Raw genomic sequence first — 19,332 nt, forward strand, 5'->3', positions numbered from 1 at the left:
GAGGGGGCGGCGGGTCAGTTCAGTTCGTCCTCGATCAGGGCGACGAACTGCTCGTAGGAGGCGGGGGGCGAGATGGGGCGGTCGTCGAAGAAGAACGTCGGGGTGCCCTGGACCCCCAGGGCCAGACCGTCGCGGATGTCGGCCTGGACCCGTTCGGCGGTGGCGGGGTCCGCGACGGCGGCGTCATAGGAGGCCATGTCCAGACCGAGGTCCTCCGCGAAGCCGCGGAAGGTCGCCGCGTGCGAGTCGCGGGACTCGCCCCAGGCGGCCTGGGTGGTGAACAGCCGGTTGTACATGTCCTCGAACCGGCCCTGCTGGGCGGCGGCTTCGGCGGCGAGAGCGGCGGTCTCCCCGTTGTGGTGTCCCGGCATCGGGAAGTACCGGGCGACGAAGGTGACGCGGTCGCCGTACTCCTCGCGCAGCCGCTCCACGACCGGATAGTAGGCGCCGCACGCCTCGCATTCGAAGTCGAGGAACTCCACGAGCGTCAACTCGCTGTTCGCGGGGTCGGACAGGCGGTGGCTGTCCTCGCGCACCACGGCGGAGGAGGAGCCGGACCAATCGGCGGTCTTCGGCCGGTCGTCGGGGGAGAGGGCCAGCAGAACGGCGAAGGCGGCGGCGAGGGCCGCCACGGTCCCGAGCACGGCGTACAGCTGTCGTTTCACGGAGAACTCCGGAGGAGGATGGGTCGTTCGGTCGGGGATGACGGCGCGCGGGGGCGAGCCGTCGCCCGCCGGGTCAGGCCCAGCGGGTTCCGGCACCCGGCAGCGGCCGGGGCGCGGGGGAGATCACCGGCGCCCACGGCGGGGCGCGAACCGAACGGCCCGAGACGACGCAGCAGGTACCCCACACGCCGGGCTCCGTGGGGGTCTCGGCACGGCGCGGCCGGGACAGCGGCCCGGGCACGGTGGCCGGGCGTGCGGCCAGCGCGGCGATGGCCGCGACCAGCACCGCGCGCAGCGGCCCCGCCAGCCCGTCCGCGACACCCAGCAGCCGGGCGGTAAGGACGATCGCCACCAGGTACCCGGCCAGCAGTTCACCGGTGCCGTGGCCCTGCGGTGCGATCTGTGCCAGCAGTCCGGCGGGACCGCGCCCGCCGGCCGCCGCGCACGCTCCCGGCAGGACGTAGCAGACCTGGAGTGCGGCCTGGGCGCCGGCGACCGCTGCCAGTGCCTGCCCGTGGGGGAGTGGCCGGCGCGCGGCGGACATGATCCCGCCGCACGCCACCACGACAGAGAGCCACAGCGCGCACCCGGAGGGCACGAAGCCGGCCGTACCCGCCTGGCTCAGCAGGGGAAGCAGCACGCCCAGCGCGCCGAGCGCGCCGGCTCGTGTCCTGCCCCGGCCGGACGGCACGTGCGTCACCTCATTCCCGGTGGTGGTGCGGTGCCGGTCAGCGTAGCCAAGCCGTACGGGGCGGCTTCGGGCGGCCGTACGGATCGGGTACACGGCGTCAGGGCGCGGTGGGGAACGGGCGGTACGGGACCCTCGGATGGAATCGTCCGGAGGCGGCGCGGGTGCCGTACGCGAGGTGCGGGCGTGATGGTGCGGGATGGCCGTCGTGCCGAGGGGGTCGTCGTGCGCGGGCGCCCCCGCCCTGACGCGGCGGTCGGGACCGCCGCCCGGATCACCGCGCGGCGCCCGGCCGGGAGGTCAGGTGGCCGCGCGGGGGAGACCGTCGGCAGGGGGATACGGAGCGGGATTCACCGGGTGGACCGGCCGGCCGCCCCGGTCAGGGCTGCGGGCTGCCCGGTGACAGCTACGGAACCCTCCGGGCTCGGCCCTCCCACCACCCGTGTCAGTGCCGGGTGGCGAGCCGCTCCAGCAGGGTGGCGCTCCGTGCCAGCAACGCCTGCTCCTCGTCGGTGAGTTCGGCCTCGATGGCCTGGGCGAGCCAGCCCGCCCGCCGGCCGCGCTCCGCTTCGAGCGCCGCCCGCCCCGCGTCCGACAGTTCGACCAGCGACTTCCGGCCGTCCGTGGGGTGGGCCCGGCGCGTGATCAGGTTCTGTTCCATGAGCAGCCCCACCACCCGGGCCATCGACTGGGGACGTACGCGCTGATCGGCGGCGAGGTCGCTGGTGGTCATGGCGCCGTCCCGGTCGAGAGCGCCGAGGACGGCCACTTGGCCCAGCGGGATGCGGTCCTCGTGTTTGACGCGTCGGGTGAGCTTGCCCATCGCGGTACGCAGTTCGGCGGCGAGGGCGGCGGCTTCCGAGGTGGGCATAGGGCACTTTACCCCGTTGGTCAGCATTGCTGAGCACCTTGTCTGTGCACCTGACCTGCACAGATTACCTGTGCAGCCAAGCTGTACAGGCAAACTGAACAGCAAAACTGGACAGCATTGCTGTAGTGTTTGCTCTTGCCGGGCCAGCGCCAGGGTCGTCGCAGCCGGGGCCACGGCACCCGACCACGGGAAGGACCTCCCATGTCCGCGAAAACCGCCGCGACCGTCGACGCCACCATCGAGACCGTCACCGCCCGCCGGATCATCGACAGCAGGGGAAACCCCACGGTCGAGGTCGACGTGGTCCTGACGGACGGGTCCCTGGGGCGCGCGGCCGTCCCCTCCGGCGCCTCCACGGGCGCCCGGGAGGCCGTGGAACTGCGCGACGGAGACTCCGCCCGCTGGCACGGCAAGGGCGTCGACCGGGCGGTGGCCCACGTCAACGGGGAGATCGCAGCGGCCGTGCGCGCCCGGGACGCGGCGGACCAGGCGGGCCTGGACGCCGCGCTGGTCGCCCTCGACGGCACCGCCACGAAGTCCCGGCTCGGCGCCAACGCGATCCTCGGCGTCTCCCTCGCCACCGCCAAGGCCGCCGCGGCGGCCCACCACCAGCCCCTCTACCGCTACCTCGGCGGCGCCGACGCGCACCTGCTGCCGCTGCCGATGATGAACATCGTCAACGGCGGCGCCCACGCCGACAATCCGCTGGATTTCCAGGAGTTCATGATCGTGCCGGTGGGCGCGGACAGCTTCGCCGAAGCTGTCCGCATGGGGAGCGAGGTCTTCCACACCCTGCGCCGCGATCTGCTGGCCGCCGGGCACTCCACGGGGGTCGGTGACGAGGGCGGCTTCGCGCCCGCGCTGCGCACCGCCGAAGAGGCGCTCGACTTCGTGATGGCCGCCATCGAGCGCACCGGCTACCGCCCCGGAGCGGACATCGGCCTGGTCATGGACCCGGCCTCGTCCGAGTTCTTCCGTGACGGTGTGTACGAATACGCGGGCGAGGGCGTGCGCCGCACCCCCTCCGAGCACACCGACTACCTGGTCTCGCTCATCGACGCCTATCCGGTCCTGTCCATCGAGGACCCGATGGCGGAGAACGACCTGGACGGCTGGCGCGAGCTGACCGCCCGTGTCGGCGACCGCTGTCAGCTCACCGGCGACGATGTGTTCTGCACCAACGAGACGCTGCTGCGCGAGGGCATCCGTACCGGCGTCGGCAACTCGGTTCTGGTCAAGGTCAATCAGATCGGCTCCCTGACGGAGGCCCTGGCCGCGGTGACCACGGCCCAGCGGGCGGGCTGGACGGCCGTCATGTCGCACCGCTCGGGAGAGACCGAGGACACCACCATCGCCGATCTGGCGGTGGCGACCGGCTGCGGTCAGATCAAGACGGGCTCGCTCTCCCGCTCCGACCGCACGGCGAAGTACAACCAGCTCATCCGGATCGAGGAGGAACTCGGCGGCGAGGCGCGCTTCGCGGGCCACGCCGCACTGCGCCGGGGCTGAAGGGAGGGGAGGGGCCGGCGGCGGCCCCGGCTGCCGGGCGTCGCCCGTACGGCCCGCCCGGGGCCAACCCTCGTCCCGTCCTGAACCCGTGCCCACCAGCGCTTCCGGCGCGGCGTCCGGGAGATCCGGCGGCACAAGGACGGAGACCCGCACGACATCGGTTCGCTTGCGGCCCGTTGGCCTCGAGCCGTCGGGCCGCCGCCGTGACGTCGGGTCCGGAGAGCCAATGGTTCCCCGCCCGGGGTCATCGGCCAACTCGGGACGGATGTCTTCCCCGCGCGGGCGAACGCGATTACTGTCCCTCGCTGGTGGAGCGGGACCGGCACATTGTCACGGCGCAGGAAAGCGGTGTCCTGGAATGACCGAAGTCTCCGAAACGGTGTCGCCCCCCGCCCGCAAGCCGCGGGTCCGCGGGCGCTTCGACTGGCACGGTCTGCGAGCCGACCTGCGGGGTGCGATCCCCGACGCCTCGCTGGCGCTGATCGCCACCGGCCTCATCTACTGGCTGCTGTACGCGCGGGTGGCCAACGGCACCTCGCCCTCCACCGTGATCATGCCGCATCTCAACGACCCCAACGAGCTGTGGATGTACTGGATGTGCCAGGCCTTCGGCTGGTCGGCACTGCTGTGGGCGTACATCACCGTGATCTTCGGGCTGCTGCGGTCCGGGCCGCGACCGCGCTGGACGTGGCTGCCGCCGGCCCGGGCCGAGAAATGGCACCGCACCACCAGCCTGACGACGATCGGGCTGATGTTCCTGCACGCGGCGTTCTTCTTCGGCGACCAGATGCGCGACAACCTGACCCGGTGGGGCACGGGCCGGAGCCTGTGGACGGCGTTCGTGGACGTGTTCGTCCCCGGCGGGTACGCGACCGGCACCGGCCGCGTCGCCATCCTGCTGGGGCTGCTCGCCCTCTACCTCGCCATTCCGCTGAGCCTGGCCTTCTACCTCCGCCACCGGACCGGCAGCAGGATGTGGGTGGCGCTCCACCGGTTCATCATCGTGGTGTACGTGCTCAGCGTGTGGCACACCCTGCTGTACGGCACCAACGTCTGGTTCGACGGCACGTTCCGCACCCTGGTGTGGGCCCTCCAGATGCCGATCGCGGGGCTGGTCCTGGTGAGACTGCTGGCCCCGGCCCGCCCCCGTGAACGCCTCCGGCTGCGCGGCCACCCCCTGCCGGTGACCGTACGGCTGGCCGGCCGCCTCGCGGTCGTCGCCACCGTGCTCGGTCTGCTGGCCGTCATTGTCACGGGAGTCGACGGCGGGCGCGACCCCGAGGACCTCGGCGGCTCCTCACCCGCGGTCTGGCCCGAACGCTGGATCATCTGGGCGGGCCTGCTCGCCCTCACCCTGGCCCTGGTGGCGGTCGTGCTGCGGCTGCGCCCCGGAAACGGAACCGGAACCGGCACCGGAACGCCGGGGTCCCCGTCCCCCTCCCGCCGCCGGGCGCCCACGGACGTCTCCGAACGGCAGTGACGCCGGCGACGGCAGCGGACGGGCGGCGCCGGCGGGCCGTGGGGCAGAGCCGGCGCTGTTGTTAGGGTGGCGTGGGTACCGCAGGCCGACCGGAGAGGAGCCGTCCCGTGCGTGACGCCCTCGCCCTATCTGCCACGTGGCTGCCGGCGGCCCATTCCCGGGTCCTGGAGCCGGTGGAGCGGCGTCCGATCGGTACGAACGGCTATGTCAGCACCTGGGGCGCGCTCATGGGCCTGTGCCCGCCGAAGGGCCGCTGAGCCGACCGCCCCGCGCGGAGGCACGGCGCCGGCCCGCGGCCGGTCGCGTCATCACGCCCCTTCGTCGTGCTGGAGACCCCTCCCCCCATGTCTGTACTTTCGCGGATCACCGCTGCCGTGCGCCAGGACGCGGTCAGCGGTTCGCTTCTCATCGGTGCCGCCCTGATCGCGCTGCTCTGGGCGAACTCGCCGCTGTCCGACTCCTACGAGTCGCTGCGCTCGTTCACCTTCGGCCCCGCCGCGCTGCGCCTGGACCTGTCGGTCGGGGACTGGGCCGCCGACGGCCTGCTGGCGGTGTTCTTCTTCATCGTCGGCAACGAACTCAAGCAGGAGCTGGTGCACGGCGAGCTGCGCGACCCGCGCCGTGCCGCACTGCCGATCGCCGCCGCCCTCGGCGGAGTGGCCGTCCCCGCGCTGATCTTCCTGGCCGTCAACGCCGGCGCGTCCGGGGAGGAAGCGGGAGGATGGGGCATCCCGATGGCCACGGACATCGCCTTCGCCCTCGCCGTCCTGGCCGTCGTCGGGCGGCATCTGCCCGCCGCGCTGCGGACCTTTCTGCTCACCCTGGCCACCGTCGACGACATGGGCGCGGTGCTGGTGATCGCCATCGCGTACACCACCGGCCTCGATCTTGTCGCCCTCGTGCTCGCCGCGGTGGGACTGGCGATTTTCGGCCACCTGCAGAACGGCGCGGGCCGGGCCGTGACCCGGGTCCGGGCGGCGGTGCCGGGGTGGCTGCTGTTCGGGTCCCTGGCGGTGGTGATCTGGACGCTGACCCACGCCTCCGGTGTGCACGCCACGGTCGCGGGCGTCGTGATGGGCCTGCTGATGCGTACCGGTCCCCGTGACGGCGAGGCGGTGTCGCCCTCGCACCGAGCGGAGCGGGTACTGCGGCCGTTCTCCGCGGGGATCGCGCTGCCGGTCTTCGCCCTGCTGGCGGCCGGGGTGTCGCTGTCCGGCGCGGGCGGCTTCCTCACCTCCACCATCACCTGGGGCGTGCTCGCCGGACTCCTGGCGGGCAAGTTCCTGGGCATTCTCGGGGTGGCCTGGCTGACCGTCCGCTTCACCGGTGCCCAGCTCAACCCGCGGTTGGGCTGGGCGGACATCGCCGGCATCGGTGTCCTGGGGGCGATCGGTTTCACCGTCTCGCTGCTGATCGCGGAGCTGTCCTACACCGACGCCGCCCATCTCACCGATGCCAAGGGCGCCGTGCTGCTGGCGTCCGCGATCGCGGCCCTGGTGGCCGCCGTCGTGCTGGGACGCCGCAGCCGCCACCACCGCCTCGCCCGGGAGACGGAGGCCGCGCGCCACGGGTGACCGGCCCGGCGGCAGCCCCCCGTCGCGCCTCCGGGCGACCCCGCGACGGCCCGCACCGTTCCCGTACCGGCCGTGTGGCGGCTGCCGCCGCGCGCCCCCGCCGGCCCGCCCTGCCGCGACCGGACGCCGCCGCCCGTCAGCCGGCCCCGGCGCCCCGCAACGGCCCACCGCCGCCGGTCACCGGGCGCCCTCCCCGGCGCTGTGGCCGACCGGGGCGGGACCGGGGGGTACGGCGTCGAGGCCGAGTCCGCCGATCACGGTGGAGACCGGGGAGTGGAGGACGGCGTCGAACGCGTCGAGGACCGGAGTGTGCAGATGGGCGCCCTGGATCCGGATACGGTCGGGGCCGGGCACGGGGATGTCCCCGCCGGCGTCCGGGCGGCGCGCCCGCCGGAGATCGGCCAGGCTGAGCCCGAGCCCGGCATCCGTGAACGCCGCCTCGATGCTTCCCAGTTCGGGCGCGCCCAGCGGGGTGGGCTCGACGGTGAAGCCGAACCGGCTGTTCTCGTCGCGGCGCATCTCTCCCGTCTGTCCGGTGCTGCTGGTCAGGCCCACGGCGATGTAGTCCTCGCCGAGGGCCGAGTGCAGGTGCTGTCCCATCGGGAATCCGGTGAGGTGGCCGTCGAAGGAGACTGGTGTCTTCTGGATGTGGGCGTTGTGGGCCGCCAGCACGACCCGGGTGCCCGGCGCGCCGCGCTCCAGGTGCCACAGGAGCGATTCGGCCATGTAGAGGTCCCGGGCCGAGGTGTCGGCGGTCAGCCCCGTACCGGAGAAGAGGCCGGCCATGGCGCGGAAGGTGTGGTCGCCGTGGCAGGCGCCTTCGAGACGTCGCCGGGCGATGTCGTAGCCGCGCCGGTCGCCGCACGAGACGTAGAGCGGCTCGACGGAACGGAACCGGATGAGCAGCCGGTTCAGGATCGCGCTGAGCGCGTCCTGTTCGGCGGCCTCCAGGCGGGCCCACGCGGGCGCGGCATCGGCCGCCGAGCCGCCCGCGAACGACGCGGCGATCCGCATCGCCTCCTCGATCTGCGGCACCGTTTCGGGATCGACGGCGCGCAGATAGTCGGCGACCGGGGCCAGGGCGGGCAGCAGGGAGCCACCGGCCGCCGGGATGTCGATGCCGGCGAAACGCACCGGTGGTGCGGCGGTGCGGTTGTGCCGGCGCAGTCGGCGCAGCGGTGCGTCGACCCCCACGGGGATCGCCGGGCCGAGGAGGCCGGACAGCGCGTCCTCCGTTCCCTCGCCCCGGGCCCACGCGTCGAGGGGGAACCCTTCGCTGAAGCCGTACTCGAAGGCCAGGACGGTGAATCCGCAGCGTTCGGTGAGGAAGCGCAGGACGCGCTCGCGCAGGAGCGTGAACTCGTGGATGAAGTGGGAGTTCTCGCCGATGGCGACCACGCGGGCGTCGCCGATCAGGGCGCGCAGCGGCTCCAGGTCCTCCAGCGGCGCGTCCGGGTCGAGGTGGGTGAGCGGGGCGGCGTCGGCGCGGAGCCAGCGGGTGAACGGGTCGTCGTGCCGGTGGGGGGACGGTTCGGGCATACGGGCACTCATTTCTCGGGGCGGGCGGGCGGGCGGGCGGCGGGTGAGGGGAGGCTCGGTGCGATGCGGGCGGGGGCTTCCGGCGGGTTCAGGGACGACGGGGGGCGGGAGCCGCCTCCTCCAGGTCGTCGACCGTCCCGGACATGATGGTGCGCAGGTGCGCGGTGAGATGCGGCAGCGGCCAGTCCCACCAGGCGAGGGCCAGCAGGCGGTCGATGTCGGCGTCCGGGTACCGGCGGCGGATGAGCCGCGCGGGGTTGCCGCCGACGATGCCGTAGTCGGGGACGTCGTCGACGACGACCGAGCCGGAGGCGATGATCGCCCCGTGGCCGATCCGGACACCGGGCATCACCAGTGAGCGGTGGCCGAGCCAGACGTCGTTGCCCACCACGGTGTCGCCGCGTCCCGGCAGTCCGGAGATGAGGTCGACGTGCTCAGCCCAGGAGCCGCCCATGATGGGGAACGGGAACGTGGAGGGCCCGTCCATACGGTGATTGGCGCCGTTCATGAGGAACCGCACCTCCGCTCCCAGCGCGCAGAATCTGCCGATGACCAGCTTCTCCGGGCCGTAGTGGTACAGCACGTTGCGGGTCTCGAAGGCGGTGGGGTCATCGGGATCGTCGTAGTAGGAGAATTCGCCCGCCTCGATCAGCGGAGAGGTGATCAGCGGCTTCAGCAGGACCACCCGGGGCTGTTCTGGCATCGGGTGGGTGACGGTCGGGTCGGGCAGGACGGGCGGAACGGGTGGCATGGCTGTTTCCTTTGCGAAGTCCGGGCGGGAGGAGACGGGTTCCGGCGGGGGAGGAGGGCCGGGGCGGTGACTCACGCCCCCGCCCGCGCGGTCGCCCGCAGGGCCAGGTGGCGGCCCCGGTGGCGGTCGCGCAGCCGCCGGTCGTGGCTGACGATGACGACGGCCCCCTCGAAACCGCGCAGTGCGGTCTCCAACTCCTCGACAAGTCCGGGGGAGAGGTGGTTGGTGGGCTCGTCGAGCAGCAGAACGTCCCACGGCTCGCTGAGCAGCCGGGCCAGGGCGAGGCGCTGCCGCTGTCCGGTGGACAGCCGGCCGACCGGCACCGTCAACCGGTCGCGTTCGAACAGGCCCAGTGCCAGCAGCCGTTCGGTGTGCGCGTCGGCATCTCCCGCCCGGCCGCGGGCGAAGGCGGCCAGGACGGTCTCCCGCGGTGCGCCGGGCCGCGGGTCCTGGGGCAGGTATCCGACCCTGCCGCGGCGGGTGACGCTCCCGCCGTCGGGCGCGATGTCCCCGGCCAGGACCCGTAGCAGGGTGCTTTTGCCCGCCCCGTTCGGCCCGGTGACCAGCAGGTGTTCACCCGCTGTGAGGGTGAGGTGGGTGCGGTCGAGCCGTCCGGTGACGGCGATGTCGGTGGCGTCGAGGACGACACCCTCCCGGCGCCCCGTCCGCAGGACGGGGGCGAAGCGCAGCGGTTCCGGCGGCGGTGGGACGGGGTCGGCGAGCAGCCGGCGCAGCCGTTCCTCGGCGTTGCGCACCCGGCCGGCCAGCGACTGCTGCACCCGGCCGCCCGCCCGGTCGTACGCCATCTTGTTGCCGTCCTTCATCGGACGGCCGTGGGCGACCTGCCGTGCCGTGGTCGCGGCCGTCTCGCGGAGCCGGTCGATGTCGGCCCGCCACCGGTCGTACGCCTGGACCCAGCGGTGCCGGGCGGCCGTCCGCTCGGCGAGGTACCCGGGGTAGCCGTTGCCGTATCGGACGACGCGACGCCGGTCGGCGTCCACCTCCAGCAGGCTGGTGGCCACCCGTTCGAGGAAGACCCGGTCGTGGGAGACGGCGACGGTGCTGCCGCGGCGGGTGCGCAGGTGGTCCTCCAGCCAGCGCAGGGCGGCCTCGTCGAGATGGTTGGTCGGCTCGTCCAGCAACAGGACCTCCGGCGCGGCGGCCAGCAGGGCCGCCAGCCGCAGCCTGACCTGCTCGCCGCCGGACAGGGTGCCCACGGTGCGCTCGCGCCCGACCAGTCCGAGACCGAGGCCGTGCAGGGCACGTTCCACGCGGGCGTCGGCCTCGTAGCCGCCGCGCAGTTCGAAGACCGTCAGCAGGTCGCCGTACTCGGCCAGGCCCGCTGTGTCGCCCTCGGCCATCGAGGCTTCCAGCTGCCGCATGCGCCGCTGCACGGCGCGCAGTTCACTCAGGGCGCGGTCGATGACCTGCTGGACGGTGGAGCGAGGGGCCAGCCGCTCGTCCTGGGCGAGGTACCCGACGCCGCCTGCGGCCCGGACGACGATCTCGCCCTCGTCGGGCTGTTCGCGCCCGGCGAGCAGACGCAGCAGGGTGCTCTTGCCGGATCCGTTCTCACCGATGATCCCGGTGCGCTCGCCCGGGGTGAGCGAGCAGGTCACCGAGTCGAGGACGGTCCTGCCGTCGAAGGACTTGCCGACGGAGCGTGCGGTGATCTGTGTGGGCATACGAGGACTCCGGAGCGTGGGTGGGTGAGGCGGCGGTGAGGGGCCGCGCGGCCGGGTGAACGCTTCGGAAGAACATGGACCGCTCCGTTAGTGCGACAATTGATGCGTTAAGATCGTGTCACGTCGCTGTCTCCCGAGCAAACGGATTGCCCCGTGACGACACCCACAGACCCGGAACCCGAGGCGGGTCCGGCGCCGGGAACGCCGCCGGAGCCGGCGGAGACCCGGCCGTCGCCGCCACGCCGCAGGCCCGGCGGCCGCACCGCCCGGGTCCGCGCCCAGGTGCTCGACGCGGTCCGCGCGGAGCTCGGCGAACACGGCTACGACGGCCTCACCACCGACGGCGTCGCCGCCCGCGCCGGCGTGCACCGCACTACGGTCTACCGACGCTGGGGGGACGTGGGCGCCCTGCTCGCCGACGTGCTCGACGCCGCGGGCGACGACGACTGGCAGCCACCGGACACCGGCTCGCTGGAGGACGACCTGACGGAGCTGAACCAGGAGATCCAGACGGCCATGACGGCACAGCCGCCGGTCATGGAGGCCCTGATCGCCGCCTCGTTCCGCTCCGAGAAGGCGGCCCAGGCCCAGCGGCGGCTCTGGGAGGACCGGTACACGCGATGCGAGATCGTCGTCGGCCGGGCCGTCCGGCGCGGCGAACTCCCCCCGGACACCGACGCCCGGCGCCTGCTCATCGCCGCCACCGCACCGCTGTACCACCAGCTGGTGCTGCTGCGTACGCCGCTGGACCCGCGGCTGCCCCGCCACGCCGCCCGCACCGCCACCCTCGCCGCGGCGGCCGGCGCCTTCGCCGGGCCCCCGTCGGCGCCCGGCAGGTGAGCGGCACGGTCAGGCCGTTCCGGACCCGGTACGGTCAGCCGTTCCGGGCTTCCTCGCGCCGCTCCACGCGGGCCGCGGCCCCGGGTGCGGCGGCCCCGCGGTGCGGGACGACGGCCGGCCGGGTGAGCGCGCCGGGTGTCCGGCCGGTGAGCCGCCTGGTCTCCCGGGTGAAGTGCGCCTGGTCGGCATAGCCGGCCGTCGCCGCCGCGTCGCGCAGCGGCGTACCGGCCCGCGCCAGGTGGAGACCGCGCTGAAAGCGGTGAATCCCCTGGAGTGTCTTCGGCCCGTAACCGAACAGCCGGTTGCTCAGCCGGTGCAGCGAGCGCACCGACAGACCGTGCAGCTCCGCCGTCTCGCGCACGCTCAGCCCCTCGCGAGCGGCGCTGTCCAGCGAGGCCGCCATCCGCAGGCCACGGCGCTCCGGCTCCGCCCGCGCCCACAGGGCGACGAAGACCCGTTCCAGCGCACCGGCCGCGTCGTCACCGAACGACGGGCCCCCGTACGCCGGAAGCCTCACCAGGTCGGACAACGCGACGCGCCGGTCCGTCAGCTCGTTCGCCGGCACCCCGAACAGCGCGTGTCCCACGCCGGGAGCCAGCCGCAGGCCCCAGGTGACCTCACCGGCACGGGTCCGCGCGAGCATGCTCCGGGTATCGGGGCCCGCCACGATCAGGCACTCCCGGAACCACATCAGATCCAGCACGCCATCGGGATCGACGCGATGCTCCGGGCCGTCCGGGACCACACGCCACACGAGCGCGCCGGTCCGCGCCCCGCGTCGTGCGGTGTAGTTCCCCACCGGTGATCCACCTCCGTCGTACCCGGCCATCGTAGGACGGCGGCGGGCGCCCCCTCCGTACCGCCGTCGCCGCCCGCACCACCCGCACGGGCCCGCGGGCCGGCGACCGCGGAGCCCACGGCGCGGGAAGGCAACGCGGCACCCCCGCCCGCGACAACCGCGCCCGAAGGCCCTCGCCGCACCGGCGGTGCCCGATCGGGTGGCACGGCATCGGATCGAGGCGCTGCTCGGCCACGCCGCCGACCCGACGCGCCCCGGAGCCACCGGCCGGCCACGGACCACGCCCGCCTCCCCGCGCCTGCGCACGCGCAGGGCGGCGCCCCCACGCCACCCGACCGGCCCGCTCCCCGCGCTCCCAACAGCCCAACTGCGGGTGCGCGGACGGCCGGACCGTGGCGTGATGAGGTCATGTCTCACCACTCTGAAAAGCAGCGCTCAGCCCCGGTCAAAGGGCCCATCGGTGCGGCCCGGCGGGCCGGGCGACGGTTGTCGGCCCTGACCGGCCACGCGGTGGACGGTGTCTCCGCCGTCAGCCCGCTCGAGGACGGGTGGCGGGTGCGTGTCGACGTGATCGAGGTGCCCCGCATCCCGGACACCACCAGTCTCATGGCGACCTACGAGGTCGATCTCGACCACGACGGCCGGCTCGTGCAGTACGAGCGGGTGCGCCGCTACCGGCGCTGCGCCACCGACGACTGACCCCCCCATGGACGAACGACCGAGGGAGAGCCCATGAGTACGACCACGACCACCTATCGCGAGGATGCCGCGTGCGTGCCCCGCACCGGCACGCTCTACGACGTCATCGACATCATTCTCGACCGCGGCATGGTCATCGATGTCTTTCTGCGGGTCTCGCTGGTCGGGATCGAGATCGTCAAGATCGACATAAGGATCGTCATCGCCAGCGTCGACACCTATCTGCGGTTCGCCGAGGCCTGCAACCGCATAGATCTGGAGACGGACAGCCACAGCCGTACCGTTCCCGAACTGTTCGGCGGCGGTGGCGGCATGGTCCGCAAGGCGGGCGAGCAGGGCGCCAAGAAGGCGGTCAAGGGGGTTGCCGGCCGGGCCAAGAAGGCGGCGGGCGGCGCCAAGGAGAAGGTCAAGAAGGCCATTCCGGGTGCGGACTGAGTGAGTGAGGCTGACTGAGATGGACCAGGTCTACGCGTACGGCATCGTCCGCACCGGACACCGGCTGCCGGCCGGGCTGAACGGAGTGGGCAGTCCGCCCGAGCCGTTGCGGCCCCTGACGGTGGGACCGCTGACCGCCATCGTCAGTGCCGCACCGGCGGGACTGCTGGCCCGGCGCCGCGATCTGCTCGCCCACCAGGAGACCTTGCTGGGTCTCACGGCCGAAGGCCCCGTCATCCCGATGCGGTTCGGCTCCGTCGCCCCGGACGAGGAGACCGTACGCACCCGACTGGCCGAATCCCCGCAGGAACAACTGACCGTCCTGGAACGGCTGGACGGCCGCGTGGAGATGAACCTGAAGGCCCTCGTCGTCGAGGACGGACTGTCCGCACTCCTGGGGGAGGACGCCCAGGTGCGCCGGCTGCACCGGGAGTCCAGATCCCGGCCGGGGTACGAGAGCAGCATCCGGCTCGGACAGGCCATCGCCGAGGGACTGGGCCGGCGCGCGGCCCGGGCAGCGGCCCGCGCTCTGGAACGGGTCGGGGCGCTCGCCGAGGCGACCGCCGCCGGGCCGGAGATCGAGGGCTGCGTCCTCAACATGTCGTTCCTGCTCAGTGCGGGTACGGAGGAGGCGTTCCGGGCGGCGATCGACAGCTGCGCCGCCGAGTATCGCGGGCACGTCGAACTGCGGGTCTCCGGACCGTTGCCCTGCTTCAGTTTCACCGAGACCCCGGCCGTGCGGGAACGGGCACGCTCCCGTGGCGGGCCCGGCAGGGGCATCGGCACCCGTACCGGCCCCGCCCCGGACCCGGCCGCCACCTCTGCCCCGTCCGCCGCCTCCACCGTCCGACGGGCCTGAGCGCCATGGGCCTGCTCACCGAGATCCTGCTGCTGCCGCTCGCCCCCGTCCGGGCGACCGCCTGGTTCGCCGGCCGTATCGCCGACGCCGCCGAGGAGGAGCTGTACGACCCCGGCCCGCTGATGGCGCGGCTGCGTGAGCTCCATCGGGCCCTGGAGGACGGCGATATCGGCCAGGAGGAGTTCGAAGCCGGGGAAGAGCGGCTGCTGCTCGCCATCCAGCAGCGGCAGGACCCCGAACATCCTTCCCCGCCCCGTATCACCGACTGAGCCACATACGAGGAAAGGCGGCAGTACCGATGGACAACACCAAGGCCGCGCTGGCGGCCGGTATCGCCGGGGGCTATCTGCTGGGCCGCACCCGCAAGGCCAAAGTGGCCTTCGCCATTGCCACCTATGTCATCGGCCGCCGCTTCCCGCTCACGCCGCGGCATCTCGCGGAGGAGGGCGGCCGCCGGCTGCGGGAGCATCCGCGGTTCGGAGAGCTGAGCGAACACGTACGGGGCGACATCCTGGAGGCCGGCCGCAACGCGATCACGGCGGCGGCGACCAGCCGCATCGACGCGCTCTCCGATGCCCTTCGGCAAGGCGCCCAGGCCCTGGAAGAGGTCCAGGACGAGCAGGAGCCACAGAAGGGCGAGGAGGAGGACGAGGAGGAGCAGGAGGACGAGGAGGAGGACGAGGAGGAGCAGGAGGAGGAGCCGGAGGAGCCGGAGGAGAAGCCCAAGCCCAAGCCCAAGCCCAAGCCGAAGGCCGGGAGCGCGAAGAAGGCGCCCACCAAGAAGCGGTCACAGAGCAAGAGCAGTCGATCCACGGCATCGGAGGACTCCTGATGGCGAAGTCCCAGCAAGAGACGGACAAGGGCGACGGTGGAATGAGCGGCAGCCTCGAACGGCTGCGCGAGGAATTCACTGGATACCTGGGCGCCAAGGCCCACCACCTGACCCGGGCAGCCGGCGACCGGGTGCAGCACATGGCCGGCCGGGTCGTGGGATCCCCCGCGGCGGGCGCCCGGCATCTGGTGAAGGAAGCGGCGGTGGGTTCGGTGAAGAAGGCGGCGGTGGATCCGGTGAAGAAGGTCATCCCGGGGATGGGCGGCGGCGACGACGAGAAGGGGGACGGCGAGGGCGGCAAGGGCGAGGCCGATGGGATGAAGTCCACCTTCATCATCGAAACCGTCGACGTCGGCGTGCCGCTGAGCGTGTGCTACAACCACTGGACCTCGTTCGAGGGGTTCGGCAAGTTCATGAAGGGCGTGCAGAACGTCGAGCGCTCGGACGACACCGAGAGCGACTGGCGGGCCAAGATCGGCCCGTCCACCCGTACCTGGAAGGCGACCGTTCAGGAACAGGTGCCCGACGAGCGCGTGGAATGGACCTCGGAGGGCTCCAAGGGCACCACCCGGGGTGTGGTGTCCTTCCACGAACTGACGCCCCGGCTCACCAGAATCGTGGTGGTCGTCGAGTACACCCCGGCCGGCTTCTTCGAGAAGACCGCCAACATCTGGCGCGCGCAGGGCCGTCGGCTGCGGCTCGATCTGAAACGGTTCCAGAGCCATGTGACGCTCGCCGCCGCCGAGGACGAACCCGAGGGCTGGCGCGGGGAGATCAGGGAGGGCGAAGTGGTCCGCGGGCCCGAGGACGAGGAGCCGGAGGACCAGGAGGAGAACGAGGACGAGGACGAGGACGCGGAAGGGGAGTGGGAGGACGAGGAGGAAGAAGAAGAGGAAGGCGAAGAGGGCGAGGACGACGAGGAAGAAGAGGACGAGGGCAAGGGCAAGCGCGAGGGCCGGAAGCGAGGCCGCCGATGACCTCGACCCGCCGGACGCTTCAGCCCCTGGAGGCGTACGAGCCGCTGGAGCCGTACCCGCCCCGCACCGCCAACCTCGCCGACATCCTGGAGCGGATCCTCGACAAGGGTGTGGTCATCGCGGGCGACATCAAAATCGATCTGCTGGACATCGAACTGCTCACCATCCGCGTCCGGTTGTTCATCTCCTCGGTCGACACCGCACGCAAGGCCGGCATCGACTGGTGGGAGACCGAGCCCGCGCTCTCCTCCCGGGCCGCCCGTGACGCCCTGTACGACGAGAACAAACGGCTGCGGGAGCGGCTGTGCGAACTGGAGACCACCGGCGATCACCGAGGCGAACGGCGCAAGGAGTCCGAGACCGCATGATCGAGCCCACGGTGCACCACTCCGACGACGAATCCGGCTCCACCGTCTGCGTCTTCGCGGTCTGCCCCGCCTCCGCCGCTCCCGGGCTGAGCGGCGTCGCGGGGCACACCGGCGGCGGGCCCACGCGGCTGCTGACGGCCGGGCCGCTGGCGGTGGTCGCCCAGAACGTACCGGCCGCCGACTTCGCCCCCGAGACACTGCCCGAGCGGTTGGGCGACCCGGCCGAACTGGAGCGCTGCGCACGGGCCCATCACGCCGTCATCACCGCCGTGGCCCGCACCGCGCCCGTCGTGCCCTTCCCCCTCGCGACGCTCTACCTCAGCGATGAGCGGGCCGTGGCGGCCGTCGCCGAGCGGGCGCGGGACTTCGTGCGGGTCCTGGAGCGGCTGCGGCACCGCGCGGAGTGGGGGGTCAAGGTCAGCGCGGCCCCCGGCGCCCCGGCCCCGGCCGCGCCGGAGCCGGCCGCCGCCCCCGCCGACGGCCGTGCCTACCTCGCCCGGGTACGCGGGCGGCAGCAGGAGCGCGAGGAACGGCAGGAAGTGGCCTGGCGCACCGCCGAGCGGGTCTACGCCGCGGTGCGCCGCACCGCGGTGGCCGCCCGCCGGCTGCGCCCACAGGATCCGGTGCTCGCCGGCGGCGGACCGCGCCAACTCCTCAACGCCGCCCTGCTGCTCGACCACCACCGGGCGGCGGAACTGCGCGAACTGGCCGGCACCCTGGCAGCCGACCCGGCGATCGCCCGGCACGCCCGGATCGAGGTGACCGGCCCGTGGGTCCCGTACTCCTTCGCCCAGCTGGACCAACGCGACGAGGAGGACCGCGTCGATGCCGTCCTCTGAGACCGTCCCGTGGCAGGGCGAGCAAGGCCCGTACGGGCCGATCGGGGTGCCGCTGGTGGACCTGCTGGACCGGGTGATGGCCACCGGCGTGGTGATCAGCGGCGATGTGGTGATCGCGATCGCCGAGGTGCCGCTCGTGCGGCTGTCCCTGCACGCGCTGCTGTCCTCGGTCAGCGACCGGATGCCGGCGCCCTGGGCGGACGGTGGGCCGTGGTGACCCCGGAGCGTCGCATGGATCTGGACGAGGGCTCGGTGGGCCGCGACCTGGTGGCGCTGGTGCTGACCGTGGTGGAGCTGCTGCGGCAGCTGATGGAACGGCAGGCGCTGCGCCGGGTGGACTCGGGCGAACTCTCCGAGGAGCAGATCGACCGCATCGGCACCACCTTGATGCTGCTGGAGCAGCGGATGGGCGAGCTCCGTACCACCTTCGGCCTGCGGCCCGAGGACCTGAACCTCGACCTGGGGCCGTTGGGCTCTCTGCTGCCCCGCGACTGAGCGGTCACGGCCCGGCCCGTGGTGCGTCCAGCCCGCCGCCCGTCCTCGTCCTGGTTCCGGTCACCGGCGGGGAGGCGGGACGGGCAGGTGTGATCTCCGCCGTGCGAGGTACCCGGGGGGATGGGGAACGAGCACACCGAGAGGAGGGGCGGCCCCGGCGGCCGTCGGCCGCGCCCCTCCGGCACCGACGACGACAGGAGCTGGCCCATGAAGGCCGCCGTATGGCACGGCAAGCGCGACGTCCGGGTCGACGAGGTCCCCGACCCGGTGCTGCAGCAGCCCACCGACGCCCTGATACGTGTCACCTCCACCGGGCTGTGCGGCTCGGACCTCCACCTGTACGAGGTCCTGGGCCCGTTCATGACCCCGGGCGACATCCTGGGCCACGAGCCGCTGGGGGTGGTGGAGGAAATCGGCTCCGAGGTGACCGGCATCGCGCCCGGTGACCGGGTGGTGGTGCCGTTCCAGATCGCCTGCGGCACCTGCTTCATGTGCCGGCGCGGACTGCAGACCCAGTGCGAGACCACCCAGGTACGCGGGCGGGACAGCGGCGCCGCGCTGTTCGGCTACACCAAGCTGTACGGGTCGGTGCCCGGCGCCCAGGCCGAGTATCTGCGTGTCCCGCAGGCGCAGTACGGCCCGGTCAAGGTTCCCGACGGGGTGCCGGACGACCGCTACCTGTATCTCTCCGATGTGCTGCCGACCGCCTGGCAAGCGGTGGAGCAGGCGGCGGTCCCGGCCGGCGGCAGCGTCGCCGTGCTGGGTCTCGGGCCGATCGGCGACATGGCCTGCCGTGTCGCCCGCTTCCGGGGCGCCGGCCAGGTCATCGGCATCGATCTGGTGCCTGACCGGCTGGAGCGGGCTGCCGCCCGCGGGGTGCAGACCCTCGATCTGGAGGGGCACGAGGACATCGCGGCGGCGGTCCGCGACCTCACCGCGGGGCGCGGCCCTGACGCGGTGATCGACGCGGTCGGGATGGAGGCCCACGGCGGGACCGCGGGCGCCACCCTCCAGGGACTGGCCGGGCTGCTGCCGTCCGCGCTGGCCGAGCGGATGGCGGGCAAGGCGGGCGTGGACCGGATGGCCGCGCTCTATCTGGCCATCGACATGGTGCGGCGGGGCGGCACCATCGCGCTGAGCGGGGTCTACGGCGGGATGGCCGACCCGCTGCCGATGCTCACCGTGTTCGACAAGCAGATCACGCTGCGGATGGGACAGGCCAATGTGAAGCACTGGGTGCCGGAGATCCTGCCGCTGCTCGGCGAGGACGATCCGCTGGGCGTGGACGACTTCGCCACCCACCATCTGCCCCTGGAGCAGGCCCCGGAGGCGTACGACCGTTTCCAGCTCAAGGAGACCGGCAAGGTCGTGCTCCGGCCCTGAACGGCAGCGGCAGCGGCAACGGCAACCGCAGCGGCGGCGTCGCG

General features: G+C 73.0%; 23 protein-coding genes. 16 read left to right on the forward strand and 7 right to left on the reverse strand.

The window, feature by feature from the left end; genetic code table 11:
• Positions 1-14 precede the first annotated feature (14 nt).
• The 3 genes from ACTFAP_RS25845 to ACTFAP_RS25855 form a co-directional block, all read right to left on the reverse strand.
• Positions 15-665: a thioredoxin domain-containing protein gene (locus ACTFAP_RS25845; protein WP_495682549.1), complete on the reverse strand. Its 651-nt coding sequence runs from the start codon at positions 663-665 to the stop codon at positions 15-17.
• A gap of 73 nt (positions 666-738) precedes the next feature.
• The gene (locus tag ACTFAP_RS25850) at positions 739-1,365 is read right to left on the reverse strand and encodes a hypothetical protein (RefSeq protein WP_500467564.1); all 627 of its coding nucleotides are present in this window, start codon (positions 1,363-1,365) and stop codon (positions 739-741) included.
• A gap of 433 nt (positions 1,366-1,798) precedes the next feature.
• Entirely contained in the window at positions 1,799-2,224 is a 426-nt protein-coding gene (locus ACTFAP_RS25855; RefSeq protein ID WP_030731305.1) for a MarR family winged helix-turn-helix transcriptional regulator, read from the reverse strand.
• Positions 2,225-2,425: 201 nt separating this feature from the next.
• Between ACTFAP_RS25855 and eno the strand changes: the two genes are divergently transcribed.
• The 4 genes from eno (at position 2,426) to nhaA (ending at position 6,787) form a co-directional block, all read left to right on the forward strand.
• Positions 2,426-3,733, forward strand: coding sequence for a phosphopyruvate hydratase (gene eno, locus ACTFAP_RS25860; RefSeq protein WP_500467565.1), 1,308 nt, complete (start codon positions 2,426-2,428; stop codon positions 3,731-3,733).
• A gap of 358 nt (positions 3,734-4,091) precedes the next feature.
• Positions 4,092-5,213 (forward strand): ferric reductase-like transmembrane domain-containing protein, encoded by a 1,122-nt coding sequence (locus tag ACTFAP_RS25865; protein WP_500467566.1) that lies wholly within the window; start codon positions 4,092-4,094, stop codon positions 5,211-5,213.
• Positions 5,214-5,320: 107 nt separating this feature from the next.
• Positions 5,321-5,470: a hypothetical protein gene (locus ACTFAP_RS25870; RefSeq protein ID WP_500467567.1), complete on the forward strand. Its 150-nt coding sequence runs from the start codon at positions 5,321-5,323 to the stop codon at positions 5,468-5,470.
• Positions 5,471-5,557: 87 nt separating this feature from the next.
• A complete protein-coding gene (gene nhaA / locus ACTFAP_RS25875) occupies positions 5,558-6,787 on the forward strand; it encodes a Na+/H+ antiporter NhaA (RefSeq protein ID WP_500467568.1) in 1,230 nt (409 codons plus the stop codon).
• 177 nt (positions 6,788-6,964) lie between these two features.
• Here the strand turns inward: nhaA and ACTFAP_RS25880 are convergent, their stop codons facing one another.
• The 3 genes from ACTFAP_RS25880 to abc-f form a co-directional block, all read right to left on the reverse strand.
• Positions 6,965-8,326 (reverse strand): erythromycin esterase family protein, encoded by a 1,362-nt coding sequence (locus tag ACTFAP_RS25880; RefSeq protein WP_500467569.1) that lies wholly within the window; start codon positions 8,324-8,326, stop codon positions 6,965-6,967.
• Between the two features lie 88 nt (positions 8,327-8,414).
• Complete coding sequence (locus ACTFAP_RS25885; RefSeq protein ID WP_495682556.1) at positions 8,415-9,077, reverse strand: CatB-related O-acetyltransferase; 663 nt, start codon at positions 9,075-9,077, stop codon at positions 8,415-8,417.
• Between the two features lie 71 nt (positions 9,078-9,148).
• The gene (gene abc-f, locus ACTFAP_RS25890; protein WP_500467570.1) at positions 9,149-10,762 is read right to left on the reverse strand and encodes a ribosomal protection-like ABC-F family protein; all 1,614 of its coding nucleotides are present in this window, start codon (positions 10,760-10,762) and stop codon (positions 9,149-9,151) included.
• A gap of 153 nt (positions 10,763-10,915) precedes the next feature.
• On the opposite strand from abc-f, the gene ACTFAP_RS25895 reads away from it, so the two are divergent.
• Positions 10,916-11,602, forward strand: coding sequence for a TetR/AcrR family transcriptional regulator (locus tag ACTFAP_RS25895; RefSeq protein WP_500467571.1), 687 nt, complete (start codon positions 10,916-10,918; stop codon positions 11,600-11,602).
• A gap of 34 nt (positions 11,603-11,636) precedes the next feature.
• Here the strand turns inward: ACTFAP_RS25895 and ACTFAP_RS25900 are convergent, their stop codons facing one another.
• Entirely contained in the window at positions 11,637-12,401 is a 765-nt protein-coding gene (locus ACTFAP_RS25900; RefSeq protein ID WP_500467572.1) for a helix-turn-helix domain-containing protein, read from the reverse strand.
• 408 nt (positions 12,402-12,809) lie between these two features.
• Here ACTFAP_RS25900 and ACTFAP_RS25905 point away from each other — a divergent pair, with 408 nt between their 5' ends.
• From ACTFAP_RS25905 to ACTFAP_RS25955, 11 genes are all read left to right on the forward strand, one after another.
• Positions 12,810-13,100 carry a gas vesicle protein GvpO gene (locus ACTFAP_RS25905; RefSeq protein WP_495682559.1) on the forward strand — a complete coding sequence of 97 codons (291 nt, stop codon included), beginning with the start codon at positions 12,810-12,812 and terminating at the stop codon, positions 13,098-13,100.
• 33 nt (positions 13,101-13,133) lie between these two features.
• The gene (gvpJ, locus tag ACTFAP_RS25910; RefSeq protein ID WP_495682560.1) at positions 13,134-13,535 is read left to right on the forward strand and encodes a gas vesicle protein GvpJ; all 402 of its coding nucleotides are present in this window, start codon (positions 13,134-13,136) and stop codon (positions 13,533-13,535) included.
• Positions 13,536-13,554: 19 nt separating this feature from the next.
• On the forward strand, positions 13,555-14,394 hold the full coding sequence (locus tag ACTFAP_RS25915) for a GvpL/GvpF family gas vesicle protein (RefSeq protein WP_495682561.1): 840 nt from the start codon (positions 13,555-13,557) through the stop codon (positions 14,392-14,394).
• 5 nt (positions 14,395-14,399) lie between these two features.
• Entirely contained in the window at positions 14,400-14,663 is a 264-nt protein-coding gene (locus tag ACTFAP_RS25920; RefSeq protein WP_495682562.1) for a gas vesicle protein GvpG, read from the forward strand.
• A gap of 29 nt (positions 14,664-14,692) precedes the next feature.
• Positions 14,693-15,226, forward strand: coding sequence for a hypothetical protein (locus ACTFAP_RS25925; protein ID WP_500467573.1), 534 nt, complete (start codon positions 14,693-14,695; stop codon positions 15,224-15,226).
• The gene (locus tag ACTFAP_RS25930) at positions 15,226-16,203 is read left to right on the forward strand and encodes an SRPBCC family protein (RefSeq protein ID WP_500467574.1); all 978 of its coding nucleotides are present in this window, start codon (positions 15,226-15,228) and stop codon (positions 16,201-16,203) included. The genes ACTFAP_RS25925 and ACTFAP_RS25930 overlap by 1 nt, the downstream gene beginning before the upstream one ends.
• Positions 16,200-16,571, forward strand: a complete 372-nt coding sequence (locus ACTFAP_RS25935) for a gas vesicle protein GvpJ (protein WP_495682565.1) — start codon at positions 16,200-16,202, stop codon at positions 16,569-16,571. Before ACTFAP_RS25930 ends, ACTFAP_RS25935 begins: the two co-directional genes overlap by 4 nt.
• The gene (locus ACTFAP_RS25940; RefSeq protein WP_495682566.1) at positions 16,568-17,410 is read left to right on the forward strand and encodes a GvpL/GvpF family gas vesicle protein; all 843 of its coding nucleotides are present in this window, start codon (positions 16,568-16,570) and stop codon (positions 17,408-17,410) included. Before ACTFAP_RS25935 ends, ACTFAP_RS25940 begins: the two co-directional genes overlap by 4 nt.
• The gene (locus ACTFAP_RS25945; protein ID WP_390122309.1) at positions 17,397-17,627 is read left to right on the forward strand and encodes a gas vesicle protein; all 231 of its coding nucleotides are present in this window, start codon (positions 17,397-17,399) and stop codon (positions 17,625-17,627) included. Before ACTFAP_RS25940 ends, ACTFAP_RS25945 begins: the two co-directional genes overlap by 14 nt.
• A 14-nt stretch (positions 17,628-17,641) precedes the next feature.
• Complete coding sequence (locus tag ACTFAP_RS25950) at positions 17,642-17,905, forward strand: gas vesicle protein K (RefSeq protein WP_046725905.1); 264 nt, start codon at positions 17,642-17,644, stop codon at positions 17,903-17,905.
• A 207-nt stretch (positions 17,906-18,112) separates the two neighbouring features.
• A complete protein-coding gene (locus ACTFAP_RS25955) occupies positions 18,113-19,288 on the forward strand; it encodes a zinc-dependent alcohol dehydrogenase (RefSeq protein WP_500467575.1) in 1,176 nt (391 codons plus the stop codon).
• Positions 19,289-19,332 lie beyond the last annotated feature (44 nt).

Source organism: Streptomyces sp. PH9007, assembly GCF_059813725.1.